12 protein-coding genes and 1 other RNA gene are annotated in these 23,866 nt (G+C 56.6%); 4 read left to right on the top strand and 9 right to left on the bottom strand.

Annotated features, from left to right (window positions below; genetic code table 11):
* The first annotated feature begins 358 nt into the window (after positions 1–358).
* A complete protein-coding gene (locus PT275_RS00245; protein WP_277151211.1) occupies positions 359–1,405 on the top strand; it encodes a hypothetical protein in 1,047 nt (348 codons plus the stop codon).
* A 387-nt stretch (positions 1,406–1,792) separates the two neighbouring features.
* Here the strand turns inward: PT275_RS00245 and PT275_RS00240 are convergent, their stop codons facing one another.
* The 5 genes from PT275_RS00240 to ffs form a co-directional block, all read right to left on the bottom strand.
* Positions 1,793–3,148, bottom strand: coding sequence for an MFS transporter (locus PT275_RS00240; protein ID WP_277151209.1), 1,356 nt, complete (start codon positions 3,146–3,148; stop codon positions 1,793–1,795).
* A 464-nt stretch (positions 3,149–3,612) separates the two neighbouring features.
* Positions 3,613–4,314 carry a GNAT family N-acetyltransferase gene (locus PT275_RS00235; RefSeq protein WP_277151207.1) on the bottom strand — a complete coding sequence of 234 codons (702 nt, stop codon included), beginning with the start codon at positions 4,312–4,314 and terminating at the stop codon, positions 3,613–3,615.
* Positions 4,315–4,531: 217 nt separating this feature from the next.
* The gene (locus PT275_RS00230) at positions 4,532–9,199 is read right to left on the bottom strand and encodes a UvrD-helicase domain-containing protein (protein WP_277151205.1); all 4,668 of its coding nucleotides are present in this window, start codon (positions 9,197–9,199) and stop codon (positions 4,532–4,534) included.
* 1 nt (position 9,200) lies between these two features.
* On the bottom strand, positions 9,201–14,366 hold the full coding sequence (locus tag PT275_RS00225; protein ID WP_277151203.1) for a PD-(D/E)XK nuclease family protein: 5,166 nt from the start codon (positions 14,364–14,366) through the stop codon (positions 9,201–9,203).
* Positions 14,367–14,514: 148 nt separating this feature from the next.
* Positions 14,515–14,611: signal recognition particle sRNA small type (gene ffs / locus PT275_RS00220), an RNA gene on the bottom strand.
* 323 nt (positions 14,612–14,934) lie between these two features.
* Between ffs and glf the strand changes: the two genes are divergently transcribed.
* Positions 14,935–16,116, top strand: coding sequence for a UDP-galactopyranose mutase (gene glf, locus PT275_RS00215; RefSeq protein WP_277151201.1), 1,182 nt, complete (start codon positions 14,935–14,937; stop codon positions 16,114–16,116).
* Positions 16,117–16,450: 334 nt separating this feature from the next.
* On the opposite strand, the gene PT275_RS00210 is transcribed toward glf, so the two are convergent.
* Complete coding sequence (locus PT275_RS00210; RefSeq protein ID WP_277151199.1) at positions 16,451–17,593, bottom strand: inositol-3-phosphate synthase; 1,143 nt, start codon at positions 17,591–17,593, stop codon at positions 16,451–16,453.
* A gap of 285 nt (positions 17,594–17,878) precedes the next feature.
* Between PT275_RS00210 and PT275_RS00205 the strand changes: the two genes are divergently transcribed.
* Both PT275_RS00205 and PT275_RS00200 read left to right on the top strand, forming a co-directional pair.
* Positions 17,879–20,257 carry a transglycosylase domain-containing protein gene (locus tag PT275_RS00205; RefSeq protein ID WP_277151197.1) on the top strand — a complete coding sequence of 793 codons (2,379 nt, stop codon included), beginning with the start codon at positions 17,879–17,881 and terminating at the stop codon, positions 20,255–20,257.
* A 274-nt stretch (positions 20,258–20,531) separates the two neighbouring features.
* The gene (locus tag PT275_RS00200; protein ID WP_277151195.1) at positions 20,532–20,720 is read left to right on the top strand and encodes a hypothetical protein; all 189 of its coding nucleotides are present in this window, start codon (positions 20,532–20,534) and stop codon (positions 20,718–20,720) included.
* 162 nt (positions 20,721–20,882) lie between these two features.
* On the opposite strand, the gene leuA is transcribed toward PT275_RS00200, so the two are convergent.
* The 3 genes from leuA to PT275_RS00185 form a co-directional block, all read right to left on the bottom strand.
* Positions 20,883–22,793, bottom strand: a complete 1,911-nt coding sequence (leuA, locus tag PT275_RS00195; RefSeq protein ID WP_277151193.1) for a 2-isopropylmalate synthase — start codon at positions 22,791–22,793, stop codon at positions 20,883–20,885.
* Between the two features lie 139 nt (positions 22,794–22,932).
* A complete protein-coding gene (locus PT275_RS00190) occupies positions 22,933–23,295 on the bottom strand; it encodes a hypothetical protein (protein ID WP_277151191.1) in 363 nt (120 codons plus the stop codon).
* On the bottom strand, positions 23,246–23,866 hold the full coding sequence (locus PT275_RS00185) for a DUF5701 family protein (protein WP_277151189.1): 621 nt from the start codon (positions 23,864–23,866) through the stop codon (positions 23,246–23,248). Before PT275_RS00185 ends, PT275_RS00190 begins: the two co-directional genes overlap by 50 nt.

Raw genomic sequence — 23,866 nt, 5'->3', positions numbered from 1 at the left:
GAAATCTGTTTTTCTTTCATGGTACAACAGCCATTCATCGCCAAACATCTTCAATGTTCATATTTTTGTCCTCTTGGCGCACCAAGAAGCCATTTTTTAAAAGAATGAGTGCTCATTCTTCATTTTTCGACCCTCTTGGCGCGCCAAGAGACCGATTATATGAAGAATTGAGGGTAATTCATTAAAAAAAGTGGTACTTGGCGCGCCAAGAGAGCCAAAAATAAGCAAAATTGACAACAGCCCACACATAATTTCATATAAAATGACGACACGCCCGAAAATGTGGATAACTCCTATCATTCGACCACAGTGGTCGTTTTCGACACGGTAAAAGTCGATTTTCATTTAGACTGCCACTATGACAACGGCATATCAAACTGAAAGCCTCGCTCAACAACAGCTTAAGGCTGTATACGATCAGACAGTGCAAGTACTGCACGAGTTAGTACCCATATTCGGCGAAGAAGTCATCGTCAGCCGCACAACGGCACTTAAATTATTACGTATTGAATTGCCCTTGTCGTTCAACAACCAAAACGACAGACTTCATATTCTCAGCGATCGGCAACATTCCCAGCGCCTGCCTGATTCCACTTTGATTACTTGCCATAGCACCAGAATCCACTACGAACCGTTAGACATTGAAGACCATATTCGCTCAGTACCTCCCGTTCTGGCCTGGTGGCAAATGTCCGCATACCTCAATTGGGAGGAACTTGTAGTGCTGGGAGATAGCATGATGCGCAAAAATTCATCTTTGAAGCGCATAACTGCTGAAGTCTTCCGTAAATCGATTAATAGTTTTCAGCCCAACACCCCACGACTGGCAAAATGCAAGTCAGCTTTACGTTTTATGCGTCCAAACACGGACTCCTCGATGGAAAGCAGACTACGAATACAACTTGAACGCATCGGTCTGGGAGGTATGGAAATCAACGCACAAGTCTTCGACGCTGAGGAACAGCATAAGTGGTCAATAGACTTAGCATGGAGCGAATATCAAGTAGGTCTTGAATATGACGGACACTATCATTTCTCAGAACAACAGGTAATAGCCGATACTCACAAACGTCAACGTCTACGCAAATCGGGATGGCAAATTATTACGGTATACGCAAAGGATTTAAGCGAACTTTCCGAGGTAGGTCCTTGCTCGGAAATCGCCAAAACCATCATTGCCGCTTTGGAACGCAGTTCAGGAAAACGCGTGATGGCGCATGAAACCTTCTCCGATCGGCAATTACTTAAATATGGCGATATTCTCTTGCTGAAACGAAAATATCAAAAGAATAATGGCAACAGCACAATCATAAAACGTTCTTGTCCGCCTACAAGAAAAGATCAGTCTCAATCAGAACGCCACGGGAACATCTCCATACTTTCAAATCTCAAAACTCTTCCATAAAGCAGGAGGTATACCCTTTATCACTCCGTAGAAGTATGTCCGCTCTTTTCGAAATTGGATGATAAATGGCATTGGAGCCATGCGAGATTTTTAGTCGTGCCAGCTAATACTCAGAAAGAGACCAACATTCTCTTTCCGGCATTCTTGGCGCGCCAAGTTTTTAATTTTTAAAAGAATGAGCATTCATTCTTGTTTTTTTAACCCTCTTGGCGCGCCAAGAGACTGATTATATGAAGAATTAAGGGTAATTCTTTAAAAAACAGCCCTCTTGGCGCGCCGAGAGGGGCGAAAACAGAAGATATGGGCATGAATCTTTCATTTTTGGGGCACTTGGCGCGCCAACAATGCCAAAAAACGGAAATCGGGGAGCGAAATCATCAGGATTGATTACGCATTGTGCTTGCGGGCGAGGAACCAGCCCAAGACGGCCAACGGGACGGCGGCGAACGTGGTGACGATCGGCAATATCAAGCCGACGTGCGGGCTGGAGACATCAAGTACCATGCCGGCCAAAGACGAGCCGAAGGATGTGCCGACCGAACCGGCCGTGGTGACCCAGGAAAGGCCTTCGGTAAGCGAACTGGGCGGAACGATATCCTTGACGATGAGATTGCCAGTCGCAAAAAGCGGTGAGACGAACAAACCGGAGAGAATCGAAAAAACACCAAGCAAAATGAGATTGTCCATTGCCAACCGGCAGAAGACGTAGCCGAAGGTCAGCAGCGTAAGGAAAACGACCATGTGCTGCCAATTGGAACCTTTCGGTTTCTTGGAACCGAAGATGAACGCACCGATGCAGGAGCCAACGGCGAACATGGCCAACTGCAGGCCCAGCAACTGCTCGCGATCGATGGCCTTCATCATCGCTGTAACAGAAACGTCGAACTCGTTGAAGCTCATGTTGAAGACCACGAAGACCACCAGCAGCGGAATGATGCCGGCGTAAAGCAGCACGCTCTTGGGTTTGGGCACGTGGGTGTGCAATTGGCGCAGGCTCACGCCGTCCTCGTCCAGCCGAGCGCCCTGGGTCCCGCCAAGATTGGCGGAAGCGGCCTTCACGTCCTCGTCATTAGGCGAGGCAGCGACAACAGATACGGGTTCGATGACCGGCGGCTGGGTATCTTTCAGTGAAAAGAACACCGATCCGCCAACGGCGCAGGCAATGGTCGGCACGAAAAGCTGAGAAACGGGACTCACCGAAGTGGCTAGGAACGCGGCGAGAATCGGTCCCAGGATGAACACCATTTCGTCGATGCCAGCCTCAAGCGCGTAGGCCGTATCAAGCAGATCACTGTCCTTCGGGTCGCGCAGTGCGTACGCCCAACGGGTACGCACCAAAGACCCGAACGAGAACTGCGTGCATCCCATCAGAATCGCCAACACGAAGAGGATTGGAATCGAAACGCGGGCCCAAGCGGCCAGTGCGAATACCAGCATGAAAACCACGGAAAGCACAAGCGCCATCCAACCGACCTTGTGCTGGCCGAACCGATCGAACAGACGGGCGTACAACGGCGTGACAGCGGCGACGGCGAGAATATACACGGCGCTCATCGTGCCGGCGACCGTCCAATTGTTGTACATGTGGTTCAGTGCGAGCACGATTCCAAGGCTCATCATCGAAATCGGGAGCCTGGCCACCGCCCCGGAAATACAGAACGCCTTGGCGCCAGAGATGGCGAAAAGTCGCCCATACGGTGACTTATGACGCTGCTTCGGCACACTACGACCTGCATTATTCACTACCCATCAATCCTTTCAGACAAGACAACCACAATCACGGCGGAATTGAGAGGAAACATTTTCGCCTCTGCAAATCGCCTGATTATGGCACATTTTTACTCACATAATTCGATATTTTTAATGTATATATCCAGTCTATCCAACCGGCTCGGACGAAAAGCCTGCAGCGTAAATAGAAGAGTTTTGCAGAGAATCGCGCAATGATTCCAGCGTGAATACCGCAACAAAGAAATGGTCTGAATACAGTAAAAGCGGCACGAAGCCGCTTTAAAAAAATCAATACATATACGTCACTGCTGTCGGAGTGGATTGTTGAGCGTATACCAACGTTCCAGCACAATAGCAATATTACGATTGTATTACTTCATGTCGCCTTGACATCGCAACCGCAATACTTTCGACTTCACCCTGACACTGCCTGTCGTCTCGGCTGCCGTCTGACCACCTCATACCAGCGATTGCCGCTACTTAGCCACGGTGCGCGCGACCTTTTGCGGGACGCCGGCATAGATGTACATCTCAGCCGGGGCCATCTGCTGATCGCGGCCATCATCAGGATGACGCTGCTCCTGCCGCTCGGCGATGCGCGTCATGCCGTGACGATCATAGAAACTCACATCACAATCCGAATCGGTGTGCAGGTAGAACATCGGCACTTCAAAGCGTCTGAAGGAATCCATGGCGCGGCGCCACAACTCACCACCGACGCCGTGACCCCGAGCTGCACGAGAAACCAAGAAAAGCTCAACTTCGGCGGGTGCCTTGTCATTGATGCCGGTCTGGCGTTCCATACGCCGCTCGATCTCAAAACCGCGCTCGAGATCAGCGAGCGCCTTGTGCCCGGCAGACGTGGCGTTGAGGCGGTCATCGATTTTCGCCATTCTCTTGGCCACATCAGCGAACATCACCGGTTGGCCGACGACGCGCGAAAGCGTGACCCCCATGAATTCACCGTTCTTATGGGCGATCTCGCCACGGGTGGCCGGCTCGATATAATGCAGGACAAAATGGTACGAAAGCAGCATCGAAAGCTTCTTATCGTCACCGATCGGCGCATAATGGCCCCAGGTCTCGTCAAACGAGCGCGTGATGGCCTCGACGTCGCTCCAAATCATCGGCGAATATACGATTCCGATTCCGGCATCGCCTTTTGCAACGTCCTGCATCTACTATCCCCCCGTTGTCTCCTACGTCAATCCCCAATCGACGCAGCAAAAACCCATTCGGTTTCGTTACCTCGACGCGCAAAGCCATTCACCTAACATGAACAGGCCATAACGCCTACAGCCGCATCCTAGAAAACGACGCTCACGCATCATCAATCTAAGATACAAAACATCACTCAATATAGCATCATACCGTATACATTAATGGCACAAATACCTAGTCCTCATCGCTCCAGACAGGAATCTCGACGTTCAATTCCTTCAAGATCTCGGCTTTCGATTTGTTCAAGGCATGAATCTCACGTTGCTCTTCGCGTGCGACATCCAAGTAATATAGCGTAGCGTCAATGCTGTCCAACGGGATTCCCTTCATAGCCGAAAACATAAGCCGGTACATATCGAGCTGAACCAGTTTGTGTTCGATGTCCTGCTGCGCGGTCGGTTTCTTGCCGGTTTTCCAATCGACTATGGTGAAGCGCTTCGTCCTGTCGTTTTCGTCAAGTCCACCGTAGAAAACGGCGTCAAGCTTGCCGTTGACGATACGGCCGCCAAGCTCGTCAATCGCAACGACGATCTGCTGCTCGGCGGAATACGGACGGCGAGACGCCCAACGGCTGTCAACCAGGCGATGCTGCCACGTCACTATCTTGCGATCCGTCGCACTCTGATCGGGATCAGGATGCCGCTCGGCGCGTTCAAGCCCGGCAACCATCGAAGCGCGGGTTTCCGGCGTTTCACCGGTAACCACCGCCGAAACGCCGCCATTCGCATTGGTCGCCGACACCTCAACGTCGTATGCGTCCATGAAACGCTGCGCCCAGGCATGGAAACGAGTGCCGGCCTGCGCTGCGGGAGTGGCCACGCGGGGAACCGGGCGCACGAGCCCACGCCAGTATTCCCGACTTTCACGCTCACTCATCCTGCCGGCACCGGCCTGCAACGAGGTGACATTCTGCCGTCTGCCGGCAAGGATGCGTTTGCCGCGCCTACGTACCTCGACATCAAGCGCATTGGTGCTTTCGGCGTTGGAATCGCTTCTATCCGCTGCCCCTTGGACCGTGTCGCTGTCGCGCACACTGACTTGGACGGAAGGCATCAGATCGTCATCCGCCAGAAGCATGCGTGTGCGTTCGGCCAGCGATTGACCTGCCGGAAGTTCGGCAGTCAGGTTGTTCACGGTTTCGGTCACGACGTCGTTGCCGGCGATGGTACCGCTTCCGGTTTTTACGTTACGTCCAACTTCAGCACCGTTTTCGGTTTCAACGCTGCTTCTCTTTGCATCGCCTTGTCTGGTTTCGGTACCGTTGCCTCCGATTCCGGCACCATTCCCAGCTTCGTTGTCATCCTCTCCCTCGGCTTTTGCAGAAGGCACACCGGCATTGGCAACACGCCCGGCCGAAACTTCACTGACAAGACCGCGACGCACCTGACGCACAACATCGGCCGAACGCTGCAGCCGACCGGCCATCCCCTCGCTCATCGAAGCGGGCCAAGGCAATGGTTCACTTTCCTGCCCATCCAGTTCAAGAGGGGCCTGCCACGCTTGTTCGACGATGGCCTGCTCGTATTCCTTCGCCTGTGCCCCCACGAAAAGCCCGTCGGGTTTGGCGACGCCCAAAGACGACAAGGTGGTCGGAACGTCCCGGCGATCGGTATCGGCGGTTTCGCGGGTATCGACGGCTTTTTGAGTATCGGCGTCGGTCTGATCAGTCCCCGACCCGACGGCCACAACACCGTCACGATAGGACAGGGCGTCATGCACTTCGGAGAAGAAATTCGATGGATTTGCGCTATTGCGCGTACCGGCGTCCCGCGAATCGCGGGAAAGATCGGCGTGGCGGCTATAGGTCATCAGCACTTCCTCACGGGCGCGTGTCAGCGCCACGTAAGCGAGCCTGCGTTCGTCGGCGTGCAATCTGCGGCCGTATTCTTCCTGCTGTGACAGATAGTTCGCGCTACCGCTGGCCGGCCCCGCAATCCCACCAATCGTAGATAGATCACCATCGTCGCCGTCGATTGCATCAAACAGACGCATCAATCCTTCGGACTCATTCGCTACCGTTTCCACGTCGGCCAGCGCAGACAACGCCTCAAGCGGATCGTCACCGACACCCACGTCGTGCGGGAATCGCGGGAGGATATCAGCGTCGGCACGCACCGGAACGGGCACAGCGGCAGGGTTGTCGAGCCAGGTCTTGGCCGTTTCGTGGTACTGCGGCGACTGCCAGCTTCCCTCGCGCAATCCGCCGATGTAATCGTCATCGATGTCGACCTTGAGCCCGTCGCCCTGGTTGGAGGGGAAACTGCCCTTTTTCATGCCGACAATGGCCACCGAATCCCATTCGAGGCCCTTGGACTGATGAATGGTCATCAGCACGACATCGACCGGATCGCTGGGAACCGCCGCCATTTCGTCGGGAATGCTGTTCAACGAATCCACCCAGGAAACGAACCCACGCAACGTCGGCGTCGCGCCTTCCGTAATCTCGTGCGTATAGGTATCGACCAGATCGATCAACGCATTCATCGGCGAGTGTGCCAAAACCGGCTGAACCGGCTTGCCCGATTGCGCAATCGCCTGCGCCACCACAGAATCGATATCAAGATCGAGCGCTTCAATGGCCGTCTGCACAATCTGCGCAAGCGGATGGTTGATGACGGCTCCGACCTGCCTGAAAACCTTAGCGGCGCGGCGAATCGTCACAAGTCCCGCGGAACTGAAGGCACCGGCGACGTGCGGCGAATCCAAGAGGGTTTCAAGCTTGTCATCCATCAGCACGTCGGCGAGGAACACCATGTTGGGCACCTTGTCACGATGCTTGGCGAGAAGTTTCGCCTTCTCCTCCTGCGTGGCGTTCGCCGGCACCAGACCGGCTTCAGCCAACGCGCGAAGACGGTATTTGTCGTTGCGGCGGCTGGCGAGCTTGGACAAAGCGGTCAGATCCTTGCTGCCGAGGCCAAACCGCGGTGTGGCCAGAAGACGCATCAAGGCATTGGAATCGGCATGGTCGGCCACGACATGCAACAGGGCGAGCACGTCCCGAATTTCGGGGCGGTCGAGCAACGCCGAGTATCCGACGGTCAACGTTGTCAGCCCCGCTTTACGCAATCCTTCGGCAAATTCCGGCATGTGGTTTTTGCCGCGGAAGAGCACGGCGACATGCGGACGAACGTCTTTTTGACTTGGGTCTTTAGGAGTGTGACGGGCGATGGAGGCTTTGGCGAAACGCGCCACGGCATCGATTTCCTGGCCGAGCGTGTCGAAACCGAGTACGCCCAGCGTCCCTTCTTTGGCACTGTCGATGGTCGTAAGCGCCGGAACCGGCACCTCGCGCATGGGCGAGCTTGAGGGAATGCGGTCGGGGGTACGCAACGGCTGCGTCAAGTCGTTGGCGGCCTCGAGCACAACCCGCGCGTTGCGGCGCGTGACGCTCAACGAGTACGGTTTGGCCGTTTCGTCCATGCCGAAGTCACGTTCGAACATGCGGAACGCGCCGGGGCTCGCGCCACGCCATGCATAGATGGATTGGAAGGGATCACCCACGGCGTTGACTGCGGAGCTGCCCGATTGCCGGTTGCCGGTTTGAAGACGGTTTTGAGGGTTGCCAGATGAAACGCCATCCGCCGACACGGACGCTGGATTCAGATTATTTGTATTACTGAAACCGTCGAGATCATTGCGATTCCGAGAATTATCAGGATGGAATAATTTTGCGATCAACGCGGCTTGGGTGGTGGACGTGTCCTGGTATTCGTCCAAAAGAACGTGCGAGTACCGGTGGCGAAGCCGCTCGCCGATTGAGGGGAAACGAGTGACCAGCGCGTAGGCGGCTACGGTGAAATCATTGAATTCCGCCATATTCAGCTGCTGTTTGCGCTCGTGGTAACGCTCGACCAACGTCAGCAATATTTCCCGTTTGCCGGCAACGTCCCGCAGGCCGGCAGTGCGGTAGATGGCCAATTGGTGGTATGTGGCACGGTATTGTGCCTGACGGTCGGCGAATTGCTCCTCGCTCTCCTTTTTCCTGCGCTTCGGAGGCTTGCCCGTTTTCGGCTCATCATCGGGAACCGTTTCGTCGCCAATCGCCCCATCCATCTGCGCGATGAACGCCTGATCCCATTGCCGGATGCGCGCGATGGCTTCGGGCACGCTCGCACACCCCTCGCCGATCATCGAACCGCTGATGGCATTGGAAAGATCGAGCACTTTGGTGACGATGTCCGAAAAACTGCCGAATCCCTGTCCTTTGAGAATGTCCATGTTCTCGTCGATCACGGTGACGGCAAGCTGGTGGGCACCGGCCTCGCTCAGGGGCTGGGTGTTCTGGTCGAAGCCGACCAGAAGGCCATACTGGCGGACGATGGATTGGAAGAACGCATCGTAGGTCGATACCTGCGGCTTCAGGAAAACGTTGACGCGACGCGAGGTTCCGGTCACGCTGGCACTGCGCTCCTCGATTCGCGCGTTTTCGACCACGGCGCTCGACACACGCCCCAAAAGTTCGGAGGCAGCCTTGCGCGTGAAAGTCAGGCCGAGAATCTTTTCGGGCGGCACACCGACCCTGATGAGGTTGATGATGCGGCGGGTCATGGTGTAGGTTTTGCCCGATCCGGCACCGGCCACCACCAGCACGTCCGCGTCCTTAGGCGCGTTGATGACCGCCTCCTGTTCGGGGCTGTCGGTGGGGGGTTGACGGCCGGAAACTGGGCCATGCGCCGATTCGCCTGTTGCCGCCTGCTCTGGTGACGAAACGTTCATAGGATTGTCGGCGGCGCGATCAGCGTCATCCTGCATATTGTGGCCGCTATCGCTATCGGATACACCCATACCGACACGCACCCCGTTGATGCCGTTGAATTGGGACAGTTTATCGTTCTTATCCATTTCAGCCCCTCCTGACTTCGTAAACCGTATCGACTTCGCCGGCGCAGGCCGGGCATACCGTTTTCATTCTGCAGAATTGAACGTGACTGGATTGCGGGCGCGCAACCAAGGTCTTCGAGCGAGAGGCCGCTGCAGCGTAGAAGATGCGCGAGATCATGGTCAACGCCCACACGGCTTGCGTGCCGCGCAGGGAAAGGAGCTGCTGCCAGGCTTGCGCGCTTACGCCTTCCGGCGCTTCGGTAGGCGGGTCGGGCAGGTCGGCCAGTTTTTGCAGTTCCGCGTAATGGCTGCGGCGTGTGAATCCGGTAGCGTTCAGCGTCCCCGCGTGGAACAGCGGCGGCTGGAACAACGTCTCGTCGGCACCGTACCCCTGCCCCGGAGACGAAGCCAAATCGACGTCGAACAGCGCCGATTGGGTGATGTCGGGCATGGCTTTGATCGCGTCCACGCCATGCAGTCCGGCATTGGGCAAATACGTTGAAGCCGCGCCCTCGGTGTCCGTCGGCTGATTCGATTCGGGGAATGCAAGACCGAGCTGGTAACAAACCAGCTGCAGATCGTTGAACATCTGCTTGCCGTCGTGCTTATGGCCGGTTTTCCAATCGATGAGACGGACGTGCTCGTTGCCGTCACCCGAATCCCTCCATTCCATGCGATCGATCCGGCCGGTGAGCCGTATCTGCAAATCAGGCTGCATCCCTGACGGCCAGCCGCCGTTGAGCACACCCATGATGGCGACGAGTTCAGCATTGGTGACCGGCTCAATGCCGTCAATCGCGTTATAGGCGGCGCGAATGTCCTCGACATCGAATTTCGAAGCGAACTCGTACTCACATTCCGCGCGACGCAGCCGACCGACACTGAAGTTCTTGAGGTTGCCATGGGGATAATCGCTGTCGTTGGAATTGACAAAATACGTGGCGATATCGGTAAGCGTCTGTTCGGCGCCTTCGTCCTTGCCTTCCGCGTTGTAGCGTTGTTCCGGGTCGTCGATCGTGTCAGCATCATCGGTGAGCTGACGGTACATGTCCATCATCTGCGAAGTGATGCTGGCAATACGTTCGTGGCTGGAACGCTCCGCCATGAAATCAGGATTGTCAAGCCCTTTGGCACTGGCCATCTGGGCGACTTTATGGATGACCGAACCGTAATTGGTGGCCGCGTTGGAAGGACGGGGTCCGGCGAATTGGCTTTCGAGCATCCAACAGACCGGGCACGCCCAGATGCGGTCGACTTGCGAGGGCGAAAGCGTCACCGTCGGCGCCGACGGCAAAACCGTTTGTTGATTGGATTGAGATTCGTTTTGCGAAGCCCGCGGAAGCGATGCGGCAACCGGAGAATCAGTCTTCAACGCCTCTTGCGCCACGACATCGTATTTGTTCGATGCCGAATTTTTCACAGAGGTCCGGGCCGGGCCGCCGGCCATGGAATCACCAGACGCCGAAGAAGAACCGCCGCCGCCCTGATAAGCGGTATCGCCGCTAGCGTTCTCAACGGTATTGACGCCACCGCTCTTAACAGCCGGGCTAAGTGTGTTCGCACTTCCAGTATCGATACCATTTTGATCGGTGTTGCCATTATTATTCTGATCGACCACGCCATATGTATATGGCCAGCTATCGGGGTCGGCAGCCTGCAGACCCACATCGTCAAGAAGAACCAGTGATACCGCGGCATCGCGCACACGGGCTGATGACTGCGCATCGGTTCCAATGAACATGGAAGAACAATCTTTATTGTTACAAGAATCATTCGATTCGCTACCGGCATCGCTAGAGTAGCTACGAGCATCGCTAAAGTCGCCGCCAGTAGAATCGCCCACACCGGCGGCGTTCCCACCTGTGGAATCACCAGCACTACCACTATTGCTGCCACCGTTAACACCGTCAGCGCCGTCGGTCTGAACTGTGTTCGTATCCGACTGTCGCATCAGCTCGATGCGGGCCGCCGCCACCAGACCGCGCGGATCGGTGTCTAGACCGGCGAACCGGTCCGAATCGGCGAGCTGCGCATAATCCCGCATTTCCGGATCGGCATCGCGCACGCGATCAAACCGCTCAGGCATGTACGTATAGAGGAAATCAGAGGGCACCGTGTCATCGCTTAAGACGGCACTCAACATCACCTGCTCGCCGGCTCTGGTCAACGCCACCAAAAAGCTCTTCTGCTCGGCGGAAAGCACCTGCGCAAGCTCGGGGTCGACGCAGCCGGCCTGTTGCTTCCGCTCATTGCCCATCCGGCCATGTAAAACGATTTCGGCAAGGTTTTCACCGCCGAACATGGTGTTGCGCTCGGCGAGGTTGGGCCAAACGTCCTGCTGGATTTGAGGGACAAAGACCAGAGGCCAATGCCCGTCTGCAGCACCGGCCGGTGTGCTGAGGGTGACGGCCTGATCGATGGGCGCGACCTTCGCCAGTGAATCCGCCTCAATGCGCATGGAACGCACACCGGCGATGAAATCCTCAACACTTTGTTTCGCCCCTGAACCGGAAGCGTAGGCGAAAAGCCGCATCATCACGTCAAGCCGGTCGTTGGCGGCACGGCCTTCGTCATTGTTCACCAACGCCTGGCATTGCCAGGAATTGGCCACACGGCAAGCGTCCCATGCCAGTCCCAGCGCATATTGCGGTTCACGGCTCGGCAACGCCGATAAGCCATGCTCGACCTTGCCCACCAGGCTCCAGACATGGGCAAAGGCGCGGGAGTACAGGTCACCGCCCACGTTACCGATCAATTCCAATACCTCATCGGCAACACCGCTGGCCTCATCGCAATCGGAAGAACGCCTTTTGCCGGTTTTCACGTGTTTCTGGGAAACGGAGGCTTCAGACGGTTGTTGCGCAATATCAAAACCAAGCATGATATAGAGCGCATCCACGCCCAACGGCATATCCGCCTCGTCCTCGCCACCATCGGCACTTGCATTGACAAGGCTGTCGTCAACCTGCACACCGCTTTGTTTTCGTGCGGCCAATACACGGTCACGCAGCTCGCGCCACTCCTGCTGCAAACGAGGCAACGCAGCGGTAACGTCGACGACATCCGCACGACCGACCTCATCTTTGGTTTCGTCCAAGACCTGCGAATCAGGGGACGTCGCGTGAGACGACGAATCAGCAGATGCGGAAGCACCACTAACATCGGTATCATCGGCCAATGAAGATTCGCTCTGATTCGATAAACCATCTCCGACTGTCACATCCCGTGAAGCCTGCACCGACGCGGAATCGTCCACATCGATAACGTGTGCCAGCGAAGCGATGGCTTTCATCACCGACTCCACCGGTGCCAGACGTGCCGGAGAAGACGAAAGAGAACCCGATGAAGACGCGCGAAGGCTGACCAACGGACTTTCCAACAGAGTCTGCACGCGACCGCGCACATATCGTGCGGTTTGCGTCAACGACATACTCGTCTGTTCGATGCCATCGTGTCGCAGCTTGGCCAGTTCCAAGAGCGCAAACAGCCCTTGCACGCTCGGATCATCTTTCAATGGCTCGGTGACCGCGGAATAGCGCACCGGCACCCCATCACGCCGCAACCGTTCACCGAACGCGCGTACCGTATCGTTGTCGTGGGCGATGACGGCAATGTCGTTCCATTGACGACCAGAAGCAAGATGCGCTTCCTTGATGCGCCAGACCACATCGTCCAGTTCCTCTCGCGAGGTCCGATAGAGTGCGGTTCTGACACTGCCGTCCTGGAGCTTGGGATCATTGGGATCAAGTGATGTGATGGGAAGGCTACCAGCAAGACGCGGCAGTTTTCCGGGCCGGTCAGGCAACGCCACCGACGTGTCCTCATTCGCGGCTATGGAAAGCGAGACGCGTGAAGCCAGTAAATCAAGATACGAAACCGCTGCTGCAGAACCGTTTTCGCAGGCTGTTCCGCTATTATCCTCATCGTCGACCGACTGGGAAATTTTGGGTCCAACGACGCTGCCCTTATCCGCCAGATTGCGAGAATCGCCAGATTTCCCGACATCGTCGGAACCATGCAAAATGCCGACAACCTTGCGAATCCGGCAAGCCGGCAATGTCATCGACTCGGCCGAAAGCGGGGGTTGCTGAGCACGACTGAACAGATACTCAGGATAAGAGCCGCGGAAGGTCTGCACCGCCTCGTCGGGATTGCCGACCAACACCAGCTTCACGCCGCGATGCGCCAAAATCTCAAGGAACGTGAGACCGGCCAGCGTCAGATCCTGAAAGTCATCGACCACCACAAGTTTCGGAAGCACAGCATCGGCGACCTTTGCTGCGGCCTGCGCACCCTCGACCAGCAGACGCGAGGAATCCAGCCGAAACTCCCCCGGATAACCATCCGTCACCGCCTGTGAATACTCATGTCGCAGCGCGAACGCCAACCGCCACTGAATGCCAAGCCGTTCCACCCGCAGGCTGTACCCCTCGCCGGAATCCTGCGAATCCGCAAGCATCGCAAGGACCTCGTCCTCACGCTCGGCACCCAAGCCGAGCTCATCCATACGCGCCAGCATGTCGCGTAATTGCATGACAAAAGCGTCGTTGACGCCGCGAGCGAACAGGACATCGCTGGAACCGATGCCTTTCGAAGTCGAACGGGGTTGCCCCTTGGAAGCCGAAGTGCCTGACACCCGTTGATCGGTCACAGTACTGCGAGTCCCGCCGCTCACTTCACTTCCGTCGTCACCGTAAACGGTGTCAACCCAATCGTCGGTGGCGAAATACTGCCGCATCAGTTCACAGGTGTCGCACAATTCACCGGTCTGGGCATGTCGGACATGCACCGCCACCACCTGACGCAACAAAGCGTCCTGCTCCGCGCCGTTCAGCAACTTCGGCAATGGCTCACGTTCGCTTTCACGCACTGAGGAAAGCAAACGGAATGCGAGCGCCGAAAGGGTGGTTACCGGGCGGGCGCTGGAAGTGGAGCCGACGGCACGAATGATCCTGTCCGAAAGCTTGTCGGCGGTCTGCCGCCCCGAAACCACCATCGAAACGTGGGCATCTCCGAATCTTGAAATGCCTTCAAGCGTCGCCGCCAGCGCGAACTCGGTCTTGCCCGAGCATGGCGCACCCGCAATCAAAAGCGTGTGGGTGTCGGGCTGCCCGTCCAGCATCGTTTTCACCGCGTCCATTGCGGCATTATCGCGCAAATCCAATGTATCATTCCCACTCATAGCCATTGTTCCAGTCTAGAGGCCGGTGTGGTCGCCAGTTCCATATGTCCCGCACCGTCCCCGAACGAATAATGACACACGTTCTGACTTATCATTACAGCCGCTAAAACAAACGATGACGCCGGAATCGACACCGATTCCGTTGCCTGAAAAGACGAGAAAACCTTCACGCACCCGACAGAGGCCACTTACCCTTGCTGCATTCCTGCCCTGGGGGGATTGGGTGACATAACGCCACGTGAAGGCTTAACCAGTATACCCCATGCCCGGATAACGCCATGTCAAAGGTGGTTGGGTTGCCGGTTAGAAGTCAATACACTTGGCTTGCGCCCAAGATGCAAGCCGAACGATTACTTGCCAGTACCAGCTGGAACGGCGCAGAAGAAGCAAAAACAAGCCCACGAGTATTATGGGTCATTAATCGTCGGAAATCACGCGGCCACACATATGGCAGGTAGGGATTGCGGCAATCGCAACGATCCTGTTTATCCACGACCGAAACGCCGAGAAACGCGTTCGGGCAAGCCATGCGATTTTCGCAAAAGCCAATTATGGGGCGGAAAGGGAAACTGCAATGACCAATAACGAAAAGGACACCGCACTGCCGGATCTGGTGGTGGTGGGAGCCGGGCTCTTCGGGTTGACCGTCGCGCAGCAGGCGGCAGAGAACGGGCACACCGTCGAGATCATCGACATCCGCCCGCATATCGGTGGTAACGCTTACTCCTATATGGACAAGGAGACCGGCGCGGAAATCCATCAGTACGGCGCGCACCTCTTCCACACCTCCAACAAGCGCGTGTGGGATTATGTCAACCGCTTCACCGAATTCACCGACTATCAGCACCGCGTCTACGCCACCCACGACGGCGAGGTCTACCCCATGCCAATCAACTTGGGGACCATCAACCAGTTCTTCCACGCGCATTACACGCCGGCTCAGGCCCAGGAGCTCATCAAGGAGCAGGCGGGCGAGCTGGCCGGCACCGACCCCAGCAATTTGAACGACAAGGGTATCCAGCTCATCGGACGGCCGCTTTACGAAGCGTTCATCAAGAACTACACGGGCAAGCAGTGGCAGACCGACCCGGCGCAGCTCCCCGCTTCGATCATCAAGCGCCTGCCGGTGCGTTTCACCTACGACAACCACTATTTCAAGGACACTTGGGAGGGCCTGCCCAAGGATGGCTACACCGCCTGGATGCAGCGCATGATCGACGACCCGAAGATTCACGTGACGTTGAGCACCGACTTCTTCGACGAAAACCAGCCCCTGAACAAGAAGGCGCTACTCGGTCGCGTGCCGATCGTCTACACCGGTCCGGTCGACAAGTACTTCGACTACGCGCTCGGCGACCTCAAATGGCGCACCGTCGACTTCAAGGAGCAGCGCTACGACGAGGGCGACCACTTCGGTTGCCCGGTGATGAACTTCGTGGATGCCGATGTACCGTACACCCGCGCCATCGAGTTCAAGAACTTCAACCCCGAACGCAAGGACCAGCAGAACCCGAACAAGACCGTGGTCTGGGAGGAATACAGCCGTTCGGCCGGACGCGACGACGAGCCCTACTACCCCATCAACACCGCGGACGATCAGAAGCTCTATCAGCAGTACAAGGATTTGGCGGCCAAGGAGCCGGAGGTCGTTTTCGGCGGCCGTCTCGGCACCTATGCCTACTACGACATGCACCAGGTCATCAATTCCGCGCTCGTCGCCTATGAAAAGCAGGTCGGACCGCTGCTGGGCAAGTGACCGACAGATCGGCGGAGCAAAGACAACTTTCCCAGCAGTAAGTGCACTACCTATGCTGGAAAAGTCCCATTTAGCCGTACAGAATAGGACTTTTCCAGCATAAATCTGTGTAGAATGCTGGAAAACACGCATTTTATCAATGCCCGCAAAGATTGGTGCTGGAAGACGGACCGTAACGCAACGTCAGAGTCCATTTACCAGCAGTAACGAAACAGCAGACGGACGTACTCAGCCAATGCGCCGATATTCCGGAATACGATGATGGCCGCCACCTGCACCATGCAGATGACGGCCATCATTACGATTCCAACGCGACAACACGCCGATTGGCTACTCAGGCGTGCCAGACGTCCTTACCGTTATCCTTAGCGGACTTCACGTCGGCATCGAGCTCAGCTTCGTCGCCCTCGACTTCGCCCTTGATGAACTTCTCCACCAACTGACGAGCCTCGGAGTCCTCATGCTGGACAGCCGGGGACTTCATGAAGTAGGAGCTCGGCGCAAGAATCGGCCCGGAGAGGTGGCGATCAAGCGCGATCTTGGCGGCACGAACGGCATCGATGACGATGCCGGCGGAGTTCGGCGAATCCCAATCCTCAAGCTTGTACTCAAGGCTGATCGGCACATCGCCGAAAGTGGTACCCTCCAAGCGCACGAACGCGAGCTTGCGGTCATCAAGCCACGCCACGTAATCGGACGGGCCGATATGCACGTTGTGCGGGTCCATCTCATGCGGAACAATCGAGGTGACGGCGCGGGTCTTGGAAACCTTCTTGGATTCCAGGCGCGTGCGCTGCAACATGTTCATGAAGTCCATGTTGCCCCCGACATTCAGCTGATAGGTGCGATCAAGACGCACGCCGCGGTCCTCGAAGAGGCGGGCCATCACGCGGTGGGTGATGGTGGCACCGACCTGGCTCTTGATGTCGTCGCCGATGATCGGCACGCCGGCATCGCGGAACTTCTGGGCCCACTCAGGATCGGAAGCGATGAAGACGGGCAGGCAGTTGACAAAAGCGCAACCGGCATCCATTGCGGCCTGAGCATAGGCCTTGTCGGCCTGCTCCGAGCCAACGGGCATGTAGCTGACCAGAACGTCAACCTTCTTATCCCTCAAAACCTGGGCCACGTCAACCGGCTCGGCGTCGGACTCGGTAATCATCTTGCGGTAGTACTCGCCCAGACCGTCATAGGTCGGTCCGCGCAGCACTTCGACACCCTTGTTCGGTACGTCGCAGAACTTGTAGGTATTGTTCTGCGAAGCCCCGATGGCCTCGGAGATGTCCTTGCCCACTTTAAGGGCATCGACGTCAAATGCCGTTACAAATTCGATATCACGCACCCGGTAGCCGCCGAAGTTGTTGTGCATCAGGCCTGGGATCTTTTCATCATCCTTTGCGTCTTTGTAATACTCGACACCTTGAATTAGGGACGAGGCACAGTTGCCTATGCCTGCCACTGCCACGCGAATACTCATATCGACTCCTTTATTTCACGTGCAAAATTCCATTTACCAGCTTAGCCCCCCATAAAGAAAAGGACACCGCCAGATACTGCACATATTCAACAACGCGAAGACAACTCTATAGATACCTATAAATCTTCCATGTGATACAGCCCACGGATAATTAGATTACACCCCTTGTGGACATAACTATGAGCTATACCATTTTTTGCCTTTTGACACAAAAAATGCACATTTCAACAGCTTTTAACCCTTCGTTCCAGCAGTTTTTCAGGGGTAACAGTTACGGTAGTTTGCATGGAAAAAGAGTCCCGCAGAGTTTCGGCACGTTCGATTGGCTCAGGCAGAGCCAAACCGCGACGCGCCTATAAAAGCGCCAAGCCAAGCCGCGCTGAACAGCCACGACGCGGTAGCAATACAGGCAGAGGCTCCGCCCCGCGTGCCCCGCAACGCAGGGGGCCGAAGCGACACAGGCACCGCATTCTCAAATGGACATTGGGCATCATTGCAGCCATCATTCTGGCCGGCATCGGCATGTTCGCCTATCTTTACGCCACCACCGAAATTCCTCTTCCCGAAAAAATCGCGATGGCGGAAAAAACGAAGGTCTATTACGCCGACGGGACCACACCGGTCGGCAATTTCGCCACGCAGAACCGCGAGATCATCAGCTGCGACGCGCTGCCCAAATACATCGGCCAGTCCATGGTTGCCTCGGAAAACCAAAGCTTTTATAAGGATACCGGCGTCGATTTCAAGGGCATCGCACGCGCGTTGCTCAACAACGTCAGCGGCGGGGCGCGGCAAGGTGCCTCCACCATCACCCAGCAGTACGCGGAACGCTATTATATGGGCGACACCCACACGTATTCAGGCAAGGTGCGCGAAGCGATTCTTGCGATGAAAATCACAAAATCCCAAGACAAGGACAAGGTGCTGTGCAACTACATGAACACCATCTATCTGGGACGAGGGGCATACGGTATCGAAGCGGCGTCGAAGGCCTATTTCAACAAGGATGCCAAAGACATGACCATGCCGGAGTCGGCGCTGCTCGCCGGCATCATCCCCGCTCCCTCGACCTGGGACCCGGCCGTGAATCCCAAACGCGCACAACAGCGTTTCACCCGCGTCATCAACATTATGAAGAACCAGGGCTATATCAGCGCCCAGGACGCGGCCGCCACCCAACAGATGCCGCCTACCGTACCGCCCCAAACGCAACAGAGCTCCTATAAGGGCACCAACGGCTATATTCTGCAGATGGTCCGTGATGAACTGACCGGCAGCGGGAATTTCACCCCCGACGACCTTGACACCGGCGGCTATACCATCGTCACCACCATCGATAAAGACAAACAGGACCTGATGTTTAACACCGTGAGCCCTTCGACCGACGAGAACAAGAAAATCCTCAACGACGGCATGCAGACCGGTGGAATGAGCGTCAATCCCAAGGACGGCTCGATCATCTCGTTCTACGCCGGCGACGATTACCTCACCAAACAGCTCAACAACGCCACCCAGGCCACCTACGAACCCGGTTCCACCATGAAACCGTTCGCGCTTTTGGCCACTATACAGGCCGGTGTGAGCCTTAACACGACGTTCAACGGCAATTCGCCGCGCACCTACGCCGGCATCACCCAGCCGGTTCGTAACTTCGGCAACGAACAGTACGGCTATACGAACTTGTACAACGCAACGGCAAATTCCGTCAACACGGTCTACATGGATCTGCAGGAGCATCTGGGCGCCAAGAAGGTGGCGCAGACCGCACAGGCCGCCGGCATGAACCCGAAGCTGATGACCGGCGACAACCCCTTCACGGTGCTGGGCAACGACGGCGTGCACGTCTCCGACATCGCACAGGCCTACTCCACCATCGCCAACCAGGGCAACAAGCCGACGCTGCATATCGTGGCGAGCGTCAAGGATTCGGCCGGCAAGGACATGTACCGCGCGCCCACGGGCAGCGAGCGCATCTTCAGCGCCAACGACACAGCTCTGGTGGCCAAGGCCATGACCGGAACGGTGCAATACGGCACCGCCACCGAAGTGCGTCGCGTTGGCAAGCCCATCGCCGGCAAGACCGGCACCGCCAACGATTCCACGGCGGGCAGCTTCATCGGCTTTACACCAAGCGTAGTGACCGTAATCGCGATGTGGAAACCGGGGGCCGACGGCAAACCGCAGGAAATCAAGGCGCTGGGACGCTACGGATCCGGTGGCCTCTACCCTGCCCATCTGTTCACCGAGTATATGAAGCAGACGCTTGCGGACACGGACTCCGAATCGTTCCCCGTCGCCCACGACGAAGGCAAGGTCGGCGGGCCCGACGGCAGCTGGGGCACCGGCGCGAGGTACTCAAGCTCCTCAAACGGCAATTACAGCCGCAGGAGCACAGAAGGCAATGACTCGAACAGCAATTCTTCGAGCGGTTCCGGCAGCACAGGCAGCACCGGTACCGATAGCTCGAACGGGACCAGCAGGTCCAATGAGACTGGAGGCACTTCCTCAAACGGAAATTCCTCGAACGGGACCTCTGGTGGCACTGGCACCACGACCGAAGGAAATACGACAAGTGGAAACGCCACCACTACCCCACCGGCCAATCAGACTCCAAGCCAGGGCAACAACGGTCAGTCCCAACCTCAGACACAGACCGGGCAATAACCGAATCAAACTCAAACTCGTATGGCAAAACGATGTCGCTTAGGGGATGAATTGTAATGATTCATCCCCCTGGCTTATTGCAAAAACTGATGGGACAGATGATACAATTAATTATTGTTCCTATTCATTAAGGAACAGCGATAATCAAAGGAGATTGATACCGGAAACTAGGCGCTACCCACAAAACCGCCCGATTTTGCAGATGAACGCATCGCTCGACCTGGAAAAGTTAGCTAGGTTCCCTACTTGCGTACCACCGAAAAGAGTGAAAAATATGCTGAAGATCATTATCATCATCGGAGTCCTTATCGCCTGTATCGTCGCGGCGACATTGCTGAGCCCGAGTCATCGCATTGACAAGAAAGTCAAAGATTCCGATGACCCCCGCACACAGGCAGCATACAACGACATCAACCGTAAAATCGACGAAGGTCGCGCGGCCGGTCATGGCTTGATTCCGTAAAGACGGAAGCACAATAAGCACAATAAAAAGACCGTTCAATCAAAATGGCGGTGCCGACGATTGTATGTCGTCGGCACCGCCATTGATATTTCAATGTCGATTACCGCTATACGGTATCAGCCGATATGTGCGACTCGACGCCTAACGAAGGGCCTAAGAATATCAGCGCATCGAACGGTTGATCGCAGAGATGATCGCCTTCAGCGAGCTGGTGGTGATCGACGAATCGATGCCGACGCCCCAAATGATCTTCGCGTTGGCCTCGCCGCCGATCTGGCACTCGATATACGAGGCGGCCATCGCGTCGGTACCGGCGGTCATCGCGTGCTCAGCGTAATCCATCACACTGACGGTAATGCCAATCGAGGAAAGCGCATTGAGGAAGGCGTCAAGCGGGCCATTGCCGGCTCCCGAGACCTCGCGTTCGATCGGATCGGCCCCGTATTCGGCACCACGGTCCAAAAGCTTGGCCTTCAGGACGGTATCGGAACCGTCCGCGCCCGAAGAGACCGAAACATTCAAAAGCTTCAGGCGGCCCCACGACTCGAGATCGTCGTCGCCCTCATCGCCCACAGCCTCGCCGGCCGCAAACGCACCGTCCTCCTCGACCGGGAGGTACTCGTCCTTGAAGAGGCGCCAGATCTCGTCGTCGCTGACCTCTTTGTCGGTCTTGTCGGCGTAGTCCTGCACGACCTTCTCGAACTCGATCTGCAGGCGCTTGGGCAGATCGAGGTTGTGGTTGGTCTTGAGCAAATAGGCCATGCCGCCCTTGCCGGATTGCGAATTGACGCGGATGATGGCCTTGTAACTGCGGCCGATGTCCTTCGGGTCGATGGGCAGGTAGGGCACGAGCCAGACGAAATCGTCCAGGTTGGCTCCGGCGCGTTGTGCCGCGGCCTGACGGGCTTCCAGGCCCTTCTTGATGGCGTCCTGGTGGGAGCCGGAGAAGGCGGTGAACACGAAGTTGCCGGCGTAGGGGTGGCGCTCGGAAATGGCGAGCTGGTTACAGTATTCGACGGTCTTGCGGATCTTCGGCACGTCGGAATAATCGATCTGCGGATCGACGCCCTGGGTAAGCATATTGAGGCCCAGCGTGACCAGATCGACGTTGCCGGTGCGTTCGCCGTTGCCCAACAGGCAGCCTTCGACGCGGTCGGCACCGGCCAGCACGGCCAGTTCCGCCGCGGCCACGCCCATGCCCTCGTCGTTGTGCGGGTGGAGCGAAAGTACTACGGAATCGCGGTCTTTGAGGTTGTTGGAGACGTACTCGACCTCGTCGGCGAAGACGTTCGGCGTGGTCATTTCGACGGTAGCCGGCAGGTTGATGATCATCTTGTGATCCGGCGTCGGCTTGATGACGTCGATGACGGCGTTGCACACCTCAACGGCGTAATCCGGCTCGGTTCCGGTGAAGGATTCCGGCGAATACTCGTAGTAGAGGTCGGTGCCGCCGGCCGCGCTTTCAAGATCTTTACATAGCTCTGCCGCGTCGGTCGCGAGCTTCTTGATGCCTTCCTTGTCCTTGCGGAAGACGACCTCGCGCTGCAGGACGGAGACGGAATTGTAGAAATGCACGACGGCGCGCTTGGCTCCGCGCAGGCATTCGTAGGTCTTGCGAATCAAATGCTCGCGGGCCTGCGTCAGCACAACGATGGTGACGTCGTCGGGAATGAGCTCGCGCTCGATAAGCAGGCGCACGAAATCGTAATCCGTGTCGGATGCCGACGGGAAGCCGACCTCGATTTCCTTGAAGCCCATGGAAATCAGGAGGTTCCAGAAACGCAGCTTGCGTTCGGAATCCATGGGGTTGACCAGCGCCTGGTTGCCGTCGCGCAGATCGACCGAGCACCAACGCGGGGCCCGGCGCAGTTTCCTGGACGGCCAGGTGCGTTCCGGGTAATCGAATGGAATCTGCTTGTCGTAGGCCACATACTTGGTATACGGCATCGAGCTCGGCTTTTGGGGTTCTCCTACGAAACGCCGGGGAGGCAGCAGCAGGTCATTGTTACCTCCATTGGATTGTGCGGCGACCGCCGCGAGATCAAATACCGATGATTCTTGATCCTGACCCATCACTCCTCCTTTTCTTGGTTTTACGTGCTGCAGGTTGCGGCGCGATATCAACAGCTATCATATGCTTTCGCTCGGTGTGATTACCAAGCGGAAACATATAAATGACTATGATAGACGGTTCAAAGCGTTCAAATCGCCCTTATTCCAAGATTCGATTGCGTCCAACGTCGATATTCGCCATATTTAGGGGTTCTTGGCGCACCAAGCACCCCAAAATCGCAACTTTGCCACCATATTCCTCGTAAAAAGGGGTTCTTGGCGCGCCAAGCACCTCGAAAAATGAAGAATTGGTCAACAATCTTGCAAAATCGAAGCTCTTGGCGCGCCAAGAGACCCCAAAAAAATGTAAGAGAGGCTGAACTGATAAAAGCAAAAACACGATGACATTGCCGCGCCACGAAAGAGTTACCGAAGAAATCGACAGCGAATGAAGTGGCGCGAAAACGCGGAAATCAGCGGAAAAGCGAGACGCCTCGACGGGCTTGGCAATACGCGTTGCCAAGCCACGTGTGTCGGGATGTCGGCCACACCGAACCAAGACGGGGGGCGGTCTGGCTCATCCAGATGCTCGGCACGCGGCCATCGGCACTGCGGGAGCCAAGCAGGTTGAAGCCGTTCTTTTTGACCAGCCAATCCGGGTGCTGGGTGGCGATGGCAAGGCCTTCCTCAAGGGTCAGTGGCATGCGCTCGTCGGAATCGATGAGCTTTCGGGCCACGTCCGGCTCTCGATTGACGTAAGCGGTACCAGTGTGCGGATCGACGACCAGATAGAACGGGCCCTCCGGCGGCTCGAAGCCGTCCTGCGGAAGGAAACTCGCGACATCGCGCGGAGGCATGGTGGTGAAACCGGCCATGCGGTTGATGCTGGTTCGGGCGATCAGCGATTCCGGGCTCACGAGCTCGTGGGTAGGTACCAGAAGGATATTCTCGCCCAAGTCGCTGTCTTTCAGGGCATCGATAAGCGGACGCGCGAGCGCACGGAACGCCGCCGCGCTCATGTCGGCCACGTCGGGATACCCCAACGCCACGATGCGGTCCAATTGTTTTTTCGCTTCTTCAGATGCCTTCGACAT

Source organism: Bifidobacterium sp. ESL0745, assembly GCF_029433335.1.
In the GTDB taxonomy this organism is placed as follows: Bacteria; Actinomycetota; Actinomycetes; order Actinomycetales; family Bifidobacteriaceae; genus Bifidobacterium.
This window is presented reverse-complemented; position numbering and strand designations above follow the sequence as displayed.